Here is an 11,882-nt window from a genome sequence, read left to right on the forward strand (position 1 = left end):
TGGGGGCATGTGGCTAGATGTAGGGCCATCAACCTGGGCGACGTTGGCCCGAACACCGCCACTCTGGCCGCGGTGCTCGATCGATGCCGTAGCCAGCGCCGTGGGATCCCACAGCCCCAAACTGATGGCGTTGCAAATCAGTTCGCCCAGGGAGGTGTCGAGTGCGCGCCGTTTGAGGGCAGCGCGACCGCCATCCGGTCTGCATGCCGCCGGTCCCCGATGGTCAGCGATATTGTCGGGCCCCTCACCTACTGTTGCTGCTGTGTTCGTCACCGACGACAGCGTCGTCTACAGCACGTCGGATCTCGCGGCGGCCGCCCGCTGCGAGTACGCCCTGCTCAGGGATTTCGACGCCAAACTCGGGTGGGGCCCGTCGGTCAGCGTCATCGACGAACTGCTCGGCAGGACGGCCGCCCTGGGCACCGAGCACGAACGACGGCGTCTCGACCGATTCCGCGACGAGTTCGGCGATGCCGTCGCGGTCATCGGCCGCCCGGCGTACACCGCCGTCGGGCTGACTGCCGCCGCCGAGGCGACCCGGCGCGCCATCGCCAACCGCGCCCCGGTGGTGTATCAGGCCGCGATGTTCGACGGCCGCTTCGTCGGCTTCGCCGACTTCCTGGTGCTCGACGGCGAGCACTATCGGGTCACCGACACCAAGCTGGCCCGCTCTCCCAAGGTCACGGCCTTGCTGCAGCTGGCGGCCTACGCCGACGCTCTGACCGGCTCGGGTGTGCCGGTGGCGCCGGAGGCCGAGCTGGAACTCGGCGACGGCACCGTCGTGCGCTACCGGGTGGGCGACCTGATCCCCGTTTACCGTTCACAGCGCGCGCTTTTGCAGCGACTGCTCGACGAGCACTACGCTGCGGGCACCGCGGTGCGCTGGGACGACGACGGCGTGGTCGCGTGCTTTCGCTGCACGTTGTGCGCCGAACGGCTGCGCGCCGCCGACGACCCGCTGCTGGTCGCCGGCATGCGAATCGGCCAGCGCGACAAACTCATCGACGCCGGCATCACCACGGTCGCCGAGCTGGCCGGCCGCGCATGCCCGGTGCCCGGCCTGGCGTCGGGTGTACAGGACAAACTGACGGCGCAGGCCAAACTGCAGCTCCGACAGCGCGATACCGGGATCCCGCAGTTCGAGATCGTCGACCCGCAGCCGCTGACCCTGCTGCCCGAGCCGGATCCCGGGGACCTGTTCTTCGACTTCGAGGGCGACCCACTGTGGACGGCCGATGGACACGACTGGGGCCTGGAGTATCTCTTCGGGATCCTGGACGCCACCGGGAACTTTCATCCGCTGTGGGCGCACGACCGGGTGGACGAGCGAGACGCGCTCACCGACTTTCTGGCGATGGTCAAAAAGCGCCGCAAGCGCCGGCCCCACATGCACATCTACCACTACGCGCCCTACGAGAAGACCGCGCTGCTGCGGCTCGCCGGGCGGTACGGGGTCGGCGAGGACCAGGTGGACGAGCTGCTGCGCAGCGGCACCCTGGTTGACCTGTATCCCCTGGTGCGCAAGAGCATTCGCGTCGGCGCGGAGTCGTTCAGCCTCAAGGCGCTCGAGCCGCTCTACATGGGGGCGCAGCTGCGCGCCGGCGATGTCACCACGGCCGCCGAATCGATCACCTCCTATGCCCGCTACTGCGAACTGCGCGCCGCCGGCGAGCACGACGACGCCGCATCCGTGCTCAAGGAGATCGAGGACTACAACCACTACGACTGCCGGTCGACCCGGGAACTGCGCAACTGGCTGATGCTGCGCGCCTATGAGTCCTGCGTCGTACCCCTTGGCGCCCAACCGGTTCCGGAAGGCAACATCGTCGAAGACCGCGACCGGCTGGCGACGACCTTGTCGACGTTCACCGGCGACGCCGGCATCGGCGACCGCACACCCGAGCAGACGGCGGTGGCCCTGCTGGCGGCGGCGCGCGGCTACCACCGGCGCGAGGACAAGCCGTTCTGGTGGGCGCATTTCGACCGGCTGAACTTCCCGGTCGAGGAGTGGGCCGACGACACCGACGTCTTCATCGCCGAGACGGCATCGGTCGGCGCGGACTGGCACACCCCTCCCCGCGCCCGCAAGCCGCGGCGTGAAGTGCAGCTGCGCGGACAGCTTTCGCGCGGCGAGCTGATGACGAACGTCTTCGCCCTCTACGAGCCGCCGGCGCCACCGGGCATGACCGACAGCCCCGACCGGCGCGCGGCCGGTCGCGCCGAAGTCATCGCGGTCGACGACCCGGTGGTGCCCACCGAGGTGGTGATCGTCGAGCGAGTCGGCAGCGACGGCAACACTTTTCACCAACTGCCGTTCGCGCTCACTCCCGGGCCGCCCGTCCCCACCGCGGCGCTGAGGGAGTCGATCGAATCGACGGCCACTGCCGTGGCCGCCGGGTTGCCGGGACTGCCGCGCACCGCGCTGGTCGACATCCTGCTGCGCCGCACGCCCCGCACCCGCAGCGGTAGGGCACTACCCCGCGGCGCCGACACCGTCGCCGACATCACCGCCGCGGCACTCGACCTGGACTCGTCGTACCTGGCGGTGCACGGGCCGCCGGGCACCGGAAAGACGCACACGGCCGCCCGGGTAATCGGGCGGCTGGTCACCGACCACGGCTGGCGCATCGGCGTGGTGGCGCAATCCCACGCCACCGTGGAGAACCTGCTGGACTGCGTGATCGACGCGGAACTGGACCCGGCGCGAGTCGCCAAGAAGCGCTACGACCGCGACGCCCCGCGCTGGCAGGAGATCGATGCCGACGAGTACGCCGCCTTCATCACCGGCAACGCCGGCTGCGTGATCGGCGGCACTGCGTGGGACTTCGCCAACGCCAACCGGGTGCGGCCAGGCAGCCTGGACCTGCTGGTGATCGACGAGGCGGGCCAGTTCTGTCTGGCCAACACCATCGCCACCGCGCCGGCGGCCGCCAACCTGCTGCTGCTCGGCGACCCTCAGCAGCTCCCGCAGGTCAGCCAGGGCACGCATCCGGAACCGGTCGACACGTCGGCGCTGGCCTGGCTGGTGGACCGCGCGCGCACGCTGCCCGACGAACGCGGTTACTTCCTGGACCGCTCCTACCGCATGCATCCGACGGTGTGCGCCGCGGTCTCCGCGCTGTCCTACGAGGGCAGGCTGCATTCCCACGACTGCGCCGCCGCGCGTCACCTCGACGGGTACCCGCCCGGCGTGCACGTGAGCGCCGTTGCCCACCAAGGCAACTCGACCGAGAGCCCCGAGGAGGCCGACGCCATCGCCGCGCAGATCGACCAAATCCTCGGCCGCGCGTGGACCGACGAGCGCGGCAGCCGGCCGTTGACCGTCTCGGACGTGCTGGTGCTGGCCCCCTACAACGCGCAGGTGACGCTGGTTCGCCGGCGGCTGGAATCCGCCGGGCTGGCCGGGATCCGGGTGGGCACCGTCGACAAGTTCCAGGGCGGGCAGGCGCCGGTGGTCTTCGTTTCGATGACGGCCTCGTCGGCCGATCTGGTGCCCCGCGGAATCTCGTTCCTGCTCAACAGGAATCGGCTCAACGTCGCCGTCAGCCGGGCGCAGTACGCGGCGGTGATCGTGCGCTCGCAGTTGCTCACCGAATACCTGCCCGGCACACCCGCCGGCCTGATCGACCTGGGCGCATTCCTGGCGCTGACGCGGGACTAGTTGCCGGACGAGTGCCGGCCGTAGCCGACGGGCCCGTCGTCGGGATGGGGCAGGTAGCGATGGCTCGGCGATGCCGTCGGGCGCAGCCGTTTCCCACCCTCGACACGGGAGCCGTTGATCGGGCCGCCGTACGGCACCGGGTCGCTGTGCCGAATGCCTGCGCGCGGCGGGGGGCCGGCGCCCGGATCGCGAACCAGGATTAATTCGACGTACTCGTCGTCGTCGTAGTCGTCGTCGACGACGTCGCCCCCATCGGCCAGGTCGCGGCCCGCGACCGCCGAGCGCCCGTACCCGACCAAAAACAGCGCGGCGACGATGCCGAACAACGCGATGAACGCGGGCAACAGCACCGAGTGCGCCATCGCGGTGGAAAACGGCCCGTGCAGAAACTCGGGCAGTTGCAGCGAAGTGGTGTCCCCGGTCGCCGGTGTGGCCGACGGCATCTCGGCACCGATCCGCCACGTCATGAACGCGGCCATGCCCGCGCTCCCGAGGACCGCCCCCAACTGCCGCATCGAGTTGTAGACGGCGGAGCCCGCCCCGGCCAGATCCGGGGGCAGGTTGCGCGTCGCGGTGGCCGTCAACGGCGACCACACGAACGCGCTCCCGACGCCGATCACGGCGAACGGCGGCAGCAGCCGCCAGATCGGCGTCGACGGGGACATCTCGAACGACAGCCAGGTCAGCCCGATCGCCATCATCGAGAAGCCGAAACCGAGCACCGGCCGCGGGTGGTACCTGTCGACGATCACGCCCACGAACGGCGCGAGCACTCCGCCCGCGACCGCCATCGGCGCGATCACCAGCGCCGAGCGAGTCGGCGACAGGCCGCACGCGGCCTGCAAGAAGAACGGCAGCGGCAGCATCATCGCCGTCGTCGCGAACGCGGTGATGGCGACCCCGGCGTTGCACACGGTGAAATCGCGGTCGGCGAAGACACGCAACGGGATCAGCGGCTCCCGCGTGTTGACGGCCTGCCAGTAGACGAACAGCGACATGCACCCGACGCCGGCGACGATCATCGCCCAGACCCACGGCTGCCAGTGGCCGGCCTGGCCCTGCTGCAGCCCCAACACGATCAGGAACATGCCCAGGCCGGACAGTCCGACGCCGACCAGGTCGAACCGGTGCGCCTGGGTGGGCAGCACGGGAACCAGCCGCACGGCCAGCGCCAGCCCGGCCACTCCGATGGGGACGTTGACGAAGAAGATCCACTGCCAGCCCAGCCCGTCGACCAGCGCGCCGCCGGCCAACGGCCCGACCAGGGTGGCCACGCCCGCCGTGGCGCCCCACAGGCTCACCGCGACGCCGCGGCGCTCCGGCGGGAAAATCCGGGTGATCGTCGACAGGGTCTGCGGCGTGAGCACCCCGGCGCCCACTCCCTGGACCAGCCGGGCGGCGATCGCCATGGCTGCGCTGCCCGACAACCCACACCACATCGATGCCGCGGTGAACACCGCCAAACCGATCAGGTAGAGGTTCTTGGTGCCGAACCGGTCGCCGAGCCGGCCGGCCACCAGCAACACCACCGCGTATCCCAGCAGGTAGGCGCTGGTTACCCAGACCACGGTGTCGTAGCCGGTGTGCAGGTCGGCCTTGATGGTGGGGTTGGCGATGACGACGATCGTCGAGTCGACCATGATCATGAAGAAGCCGACCATCATCGCCCAGAGCGCGTTCCAGGGACTCCCGGAGTCCGGCGAGTTCACGGCCATCGCGGAGTTCCAGCGCCTCACGAAGTCGGCGCGACTCGACATCGCCGTGGTCATATCACCTCCCCCTGGGACGAACCGCCCGCATCGCCGCCCTGCACCGCATTATCCCGGGTGGGGCAATCGGCCGACACCGCGGCCTGTCACCCGACCTACCTTTTACGCCGGGCGGGTTAGCCTGGAAGGACGCCATCAGCAGGAGAGGCAATATGCGGGCCCGACGGAACAGAGCTTCACATGTGTCAAAGCCGGACCGGCCGCCGGCCGGCGGTGGCCGGCCCAAAGCATCGGCGCGCGCATTGGCGCAGGTCATCGAGCGCAGCACGCGGGTGCACGGCCCCGCGGCCGAGGCCTACGTCACGAGGTTGCGACGGGCGCACCCGGGCGCCAGCCCCGCCGAGGTCGACGCCAAGCTGGAGAAGCGCTACCTGGCCGCGCTGACGGCCAGCGGTGCCGCCGTCGGTTCGGCCGCGACGTTCCCCGGGGTCGGGACGTTGACGGCGGTGTCCGCGGGCGCCGGGGAGACCGTGTTCTTTGTCGAGGCCACCGCCCTGTTCGTGCTGGCGAAGGCCGCGGTGTACAACATCCCGGCCGACCACCGGGAACGGCGCCGCGCGCTGGTGCTTGCCGTCCTGGTGGGAGACGACAGCCGGCGCGCGATCGGCGAGCTGATCGGGCCCAGCCGCACCCAGGGCGGTTGGCTGGCCGAGGGCATGGCGTCGCTGCCGTTGCCGACGCTGGGGCGGTTGAACACCCGGATGCTCAGCTACTTCGTGAAGCGGTACACACTGCGGAAGGGCGCCCTGATGTTCGGCAAGATGCTGCCGGTCGGCGTCGGGGCCGTGGTCGGCGGCGCCGGCAACCGGATGGTGGGCAAGAAGATCGTCCGCAACGCCCGTGAGGCGTTCGGCGCCGCGCCCGCGCGCTGGCCGAGCACACTGCGGCTGCTGCCCCCGATCCACGAAGCCGGCTAGTTCGCTTACCCCGTCGCTCTCGCGGATTGCCGGCAAAAGGTTAGCCTTATTGGGGCGGAAATCGTTCCAGGACCGGCGCGGGTATGAGATGCCCCACCATCAGGGGCGCGGAGAGTCGCGGGCGCGAGGAATGCGCTTGCAGAACACAAGAATTGAGGCGAACAGCGGCCGTGAGCAACATATCGCCATTCGGGCAAAACGAATGGCTGGTCGAGGAGATGTACCGCAAGTTCCGCGACGACCCCTCTTCGGTCGACCCGAGCTGGCACGAATTCCTGGTCGACTACAACCCCGAACCCACCAGCGACGCGGGTGGCGGGCACGCCACGGAAGCAAAAGCCCCCGCCCCGGCAGCAAAGCCCGCCGCCCCGGAGGCCAAGGCGCCGGAGCCACCGAAGCCCGCTGGAGGCAACGGCGCCGCCGTGTCGCCCCCGGCGGCACCGGCGCCGCCGGCCAAGTCCGCCGCTCCCCCGCCGGCCGAGGGCGACAACGTGCAGGTACTGCGCGGCGCGGCCGCGGCCGTCGTCAAGAACATGTCCGCGTCGCTGGAGGTGCCGACGGCCACCAGCGTCCGGGCGATCCCGGCCAAGCTGCTGATCGACAACCGGATCGTCATCAACAACCAGCTCAAGCGCACCCGCGGCGGCAAGATCTCCTTCACCCACATCCTGGGTTATGCGCTGGTCCAGGCGGTCAAGCAGTTCCCGAACATGAACCGCCACTACGCCGAGGTCGACGGCAAACCCAATGTCGCCACACCAGCTCATACCAATCTCGGCCTGGCGATCGACCTGCAGGGCAAGGACGGCAAGCGCTCCCTGGTGGTGGCCGGCATCAAGCGCTGCGAGGAACTGCGGTTCGCGCAGTTCGTCACCGCCTACGAGGACATCGTCCGCCGGGCCCGCGACGGCAAGCTGACCGCAGAAGACTTTGCGGGCGTGACGATTTCGTTGACCAACCCGGGCACCATCGGCACCGTGCACTCGGTGCCCAGGCTGATGGCCGGCCAGGGTGCGATCATCGGCGTCGGCGCCATGGAGTACCCCGCCGAGTTCCAGGGGGCCAGCGAGGAGCGCATCGCCGAGCTGGGCATCGGCAAGCTGATCACCCTGACCTCCACCTACGACCACCGCATCATCCAGGGCGCGGAGTCCGGGGACTTCCTGCGCGCCATCCACGAAATGCTGCTGTCGGACGGCTTCTGGGACGAGATCTTCCGCGAGCTGGGCAACCCGTACCTGCCGGTGCGCTGGAGCACCGACAACCCGGACTCCATCGTCGACAAGAACGCGCGGGTGATGGAGTTGATCGCGGCCTACCGCAACCGCGGGCACCTGATGGCCGACATCGACCCGCTGCGGCTGGACAGCGCCAGGTTCCGCAGCCACCCCGACCTCGAAATTCTCAACCACGGTCTGACCCTGTGGGACCTCGACCGCGTCTTCAAGGTCGACGGCTTCGCCGGTTGCGAGTACAAGAAGCTGCGCGACGTGCTGGGGCTGCTGCGCGACGCGTACTGCCGCCACATCGGCGTGGAGTACACCCACATCCTCGAGCCCGAGCAACAGGCGTGGCTGCAGGAGCGGGTCGAGACCAAGCACGCCAAACCGACGGTGGCCGAACAGAAGTACATTCTGAGCCGGCTCAACGCCGCCGAGGCCTTCGAAACCTTCCTGCAGACGAAATACGTTGGGCAAAAACGATTCTCGCTCGAGGGCGCGGAAAGCGTGATCCCGATGATGGACGCGGCGATCGACCAGTGCGCCGAGTACGGCCTCGACGAAGTGGTCATCGGGATGCCGCACCGCGGCCGGCTCAACGTGCTGGCCAACATCGTCGGCAAGCCGTACTCGCAGATCTTCAGCGAGTTCGAGGGCAACCTGAACCCGTCGCAGGCGCACGGCTCCGGCGACGTCAAATACCACCTCGGCGCCACCGGCGTGTACCTGCAGATGTTCGGCGACAACGACATTCAGGTGTCGCTGACCGCCAACCCGTCGCACCTGGAGGCCGTGGACCCGGTGCTGGAGGGCCTGGTGCGCGCCAAGCAGGACCTGCTGGATCGCGGTGCCGACGACAGCGACGTTAAAGGGGGCAAGAGCTTCTCCGTGGTGCCGATGATGCTGCACGGCGACGCCGCCTTCGCCGGCCAGGGGGTCGTGGCCGAGACGCTGAACCTCGCGAACCTGCCCGGCTACCGCGTCGGCGGCACCATCCACATCATCGTCAACAACCAGATCGGGTTCACCACCGCGCCGGAGTACTCCAGGTCCAGCGAGTACTGCACCGACGTGGCGAAGATGGTGGGGGCGCCGATCTTCCACGTCAACGGCGACGACCCGGAAGCCTGCGTGTGGGTGGCCAAGCTGGCCGTCGACTTCCGCCAGCGGTTCTGCAAGGACGTCATCATCGACATGCTGTGCTACCGGCGTCGCGGCCACAACGAGGGCGACGACCCGTCGATGACCAACCCCTACATGTACGACGTCGTCGACACCAAGCGCGGGGCCCGCAAGAGCTACACCGAGGCCCTGATCGGCCGCGGCGACATCTCGCTGAAGGAGGCCGAGGACGCACTGCGCGACTACCAGGGCCAGCTGGAGCGGGTGTTCAACGAGGTTCGCGACCTGGAGAAGCACGGCGTGCAGCCCAGCGAATCGGTCGAGGCCGACCAGCCCGTCCCCGCGGGGCTGGCCACCGCGGTCGACAAGGCGCTGCTGGCCCGCATCGGCGACGCGTTCCTGGCCGTGCCCGACGGGTTCAGCGCGCACCCGCGCGTGCAGCCGGTGCTGGAAAAGCGCCGGGAGATGGCCTATGAGGGCAAGATCGACTGGGCCTTCGGCGAGCTGCTGGCGCTGGGTTCGCTGGTGTCCGAGGGGAAGCTGGTGCGGCTGTCCGGGCAGGACACCCGGCGCGGCACGTTCTCCCAGCGGCATTCGGTGATCATCGACCGCAACACCGGCGAGGAGTTCACGCCGCTGCAGCTGCTGGCGACGAATCCCGACGGCACACCGACGGGCGGCAAATTCCTGGTCTACGACTCGCCGCTGTCGGAGTACGCCGCCGTCGGCTTCGAGTACGGCTACACCGTGGGCAACCCGGACGCGCTGGTCCTGTGGGAGGCGCAATTCGGCGACTTCGTCAATGGCGCGCAGTTGATCATCGACGAGTTCATCAGCTCCGGTGAGGCCAAGTGGGGCCAGCTGTCTAACGTGGTGCTGCTGCTGCCGCACGGTCACGAGGGGCAGGGCCCCGACCACACGTCGGCGCGCATCGAACGCTTCCTGCAGCTGTGGGCGGAGGGTTCGATGACCATCGCGGTGCCCTCGACGCCGGCCAACTATTTCCACCTGTTGCGGCGGCACGCGCTCGACGGCATCCAGCGCCCGCTGATCGTGTTCACGCCGAAGTCGATGCTGCGCAACAAGGCCGCGGTCAGCGACATCAAGGACTTCACCGAGATCAAGTTCCGCTCGGTGCTGGAGGAGCCGACCTACGAAGACGGCATCGGCGACCGCGGCAAGGTCAGGCGAATCCTGCTGACGAGCGGCAAAATCTACTACGAGCTGGCGGCGCGCAAGGCCAAGGACAACCGCGACGACGTCGCGATCGTGCGCATCGAGCAGCTCGCCCCGCTGCCGAAGCGCCGGCTCAACGAGACGCTGGACCGCTACCCGGCGGCCGAGGAGTTCTTCTGGGTGCAGGAGGAGCCCGCCAACCAGGGCGCCTGGCCGCGGTTCGGGCTCGAACTGCCGGAGTTGTTGCCCGACAAGCTGACCGGACTCAAGCGCATCTCGCGGCGCGCGATGTCGGCCCCGTCGTCGGGTTCGTCGAAGGTGCACGCCGTCGAGCAGCAGGAGATCCTCGACACGGCCTTCCGCCAGCCCGGCGCTTAGCCGAATTGTGGCCCATCGCAAGGAAATCCGGACACCAGCCTCCGCCAGCGATCGACAGAGCACCCCAAATCTGCCGCGGGCGCGGCAGCGGTATCGGCCGTCGGCCCGCCCCCCGGCGCCAGGGCCTGTTAAGCCGCCGGGGGTACCGGTTAGCCTCGACGAAGACGAAGCGACAGGAGAGTGCTCATGAAGGGGTTCGCCGGCAAGGTCGCCGTGGTCACCGGCGCGGGTTCGGGCATCGGGCAGGCGCTGGCCATCGAGCTGGCCCGCTCCGGCGCCAAGGTGGCGATCAGCGACGTCGACACCGAGGGCCTGGCGCAGACCGAGGAGCGGTTGAAGGCGATCGGTGCGCCGGTCAAGGCCGACCGGCTCGACGTCACCGAGCGCGAGGCCTTCCTGGCCTACGCCGACGCGGTCGCCGAGCACTTCGGCAAGGTCAACCAGATCTACAATAACGCCGGCATCGCCTTCACCGGCGACATCGAGGTCAGCCAGTTCAAGGACATCGAACGGGTGATGGACGTCGATTTCTGGGGCATGGTGAACGGCACCAAGGCGTTCCTTCCGCACGTGATCGCCTCCGGGGACGGCCACATCATCAACATCTCGAGCGTGTTCGGGCTGTTCTCGGTGCCGGGGCAGGCGGCCTACAACTCGGCCAAGTTCGCGGTCCGGGGCTTCACCGAGGCGCTGCGCCAGGAGATGATCCTGGCCCGCCACCCGGTGGCGGTGACCACCGTGCACCCGGGTGGCATCAAGACCGCGATCGCCCGCAACGCCACCGCCGCCGAAGGGCTCGACCGCGACCAGCTGGCCAAGATGTTCGACAAGCGGCTCGCCCGGACCAGCCCCCAACAAGCCGCCCGGGCCATCCTCGACGCGGTCCGCAAGAAGAAGGCCCGGGTGCTGGTCGGCACCGACGCGAAAATCATTGACGCGATGGTGCGGGTGGCCGGCCCCTACTATCAGCAGCTGTTCGGGCCCGTCATGGGCCGGTTGATGCCCAGGGTCTGAGCCTCAGCGGCCCAGGGGGTGTTCGGCCAGCCACCCGCCCGCCACCGCCTGTGGGTCGGCGCCGCCGGCCACCTGCCGGCGCATGTCGGCCAGGGTCGCGGTGTCCAGCACCCCGGCCACCTCGTTGATCGCCAGCAGCTGCCGATCGCTCAGCGCGTTGCGACGATACAGGGGCACCACATTCTCGGCCCGGATGAGCGCGGGTTTGCCGTCGGCCAGCGCGACCAGGTCGGCGGGACTGGCCGGGTCGGCGGCCGTCGTCCACCCCGCGGTAAGTTGGCCGGACCGCACCGCCGCGAAAAGTGCATCCTCGGAAGGGAATTGGCGCGGAGCGGGCAGCCGGCACGATCCCACGGAATCCGGCGCCTGGAACCCGCTGACGGCCCCGATCACCAGCCCGTCGCAGTGCTTGGGCAGGGTGCTCAGGTCCGCGGTGAGGTCATGGCCGCCCCAGGCCTGGGCGGTGGCTTGGGTGACCAACAGCACCGGCTTGTCGTTGGCCGCGGTGGTGTAGTCGCCCGCCAGCACGCCCTCGGGCAACGCCGCGATCATCGCGCGATACACCTGCGCGTCGGACATCGCCACCGCCCCGGGCTGCAAGTGCTGCAACGTCTGGCCGGTGAAC

6 protein-coding genes are annotated in these 11,882 nt (G+C 69.2%); 4 read left to right on the forward strand and 2 right to left on the reverse strand.

What is annotated here, in order from left to right:
* The first annotated feature begins 262 nt into the window (after positions 1–262).
* Entirely contained in the window at positions 263–3,661 is a 3,399-nt protein-coding gene (locus VMD50_RS18900; protein ID WP_325429544.1) for a TM0106 family RecB-like putative nuclease, read from the forward strand.
* On the opposite strand, the gene VMD50_RS18905 is transcribed toward VMD50_RS18900, so the two are convergent.
* Positions 3,658–5,430 (reverse strand): MFS transporter, encoded by a 1,773-nt coding sequence (locus VMD50_RS18905; RefSeq protein ID WP_414686120.1) that lies wholly within the window; start codon positions 5,428–5,430, stop codon positions 3,658–3,660. The two genes, VMD50_RS18900 and VMD50_RS18905, sit on opposite strands and share 4 nt — an antisense overlap.
* Before the next feature lie 152 nt (positions 5,431–5,582).
* Between VMD50_RS18905 and VMD50_RS18910 the strand changes: the two genes are divergently transcribed.
* The 3 genes from VMD50_RS18910 to VMD50_RS18920 all read left to right on the forward strand — a co-directional run bounded on the left by VMD50_RS18910 (position 5,583) and on the right by VMD50_RS18920 (position 11,257).
* A complete protein-coding gene (locus VMD50_RS18910) occupies positions 5,583–6,347 on the forward strand; it encodes a hypothetical protein (protein ID WP_325429546.1) in 765 nt (254 codons plus the stop codon).
* A gap of 170 nt (positions 6,348–6,517) precedes the next feature.
* A complete protein-coding gene (locus VMD50_RS18915; protein ID WP_325429548.1) occupies positions 6,518–10,243 on the forward strand; it encodes a multifunctional oxoglutarate decarboxylase/oxoglutarate dehydrogenase thiamine pyrophosphate-binding subunit/dihydrolipoyllysine-residue succinyltransferase subunit in 3,726 nt (1,241 codons plus the stop codon).
* Between the two features lie 186 nt (positions 10,244–10,429).
* On the forward strand, positions 10,430–11,257 hold the full coding sequence (locus VMD50_RS18920; protein ID WP_325429550.1) for an SDR family NAD(P)-dependent oxidoreductase: 828 nt from the start codon (positions 10,430–10,432) through the stop codon (positions 11,255–11,257).
* Between the two features lie 3 nt (positions 11,258–11,260).
* Here the strand turns inward: VMD50_RS18920 and VMD50_RS18925 are convergent.
* Positions 11,261–11,882 (reverse strand): glycine betaine ABC transporter substrate-binding protein (locus tag VMD50_RS18925; RefSeq protein ID WP_325429552.1); only part of this gene is annotated, 622 nt, incomplete at its 5' end.

The sequence above is a fragment of the Mycobacterium sp. genome (genome assembly GCF_035506235.1).
Taxonomy (GTDB): Bacteria; Actinomycetota; Actinomycetes; order Mycobacteriales; family Mycobacteriaceae; genus Mycobacterium.

Excerpts from the sequence above, each read along its gene's own strand:
- VMD50_RS18920 (WP_325429550.1), top strand. The coding sequence starts at position 10,430 with ATGAAGGGGTTCGCCGGCAAGGTCGCCGTGGTCACCGGCGCGGGTTCG.
- VMD50_RS18905 (WP_414686120.1), bottom strand. The coding sequence starts at position 5,430 with ATGACCACGGCGATGTCGAGTCGCGCCGACTTCGTGAGGCGCTGGAAC.
- VMD50_RS18910 (WP_325429546.1), top strand. The coding sequence starts at position 5,583 with ATGCGGGCCCGACGGAACAGAGCTTCACATGTGTCAAAGCCGGACCGG.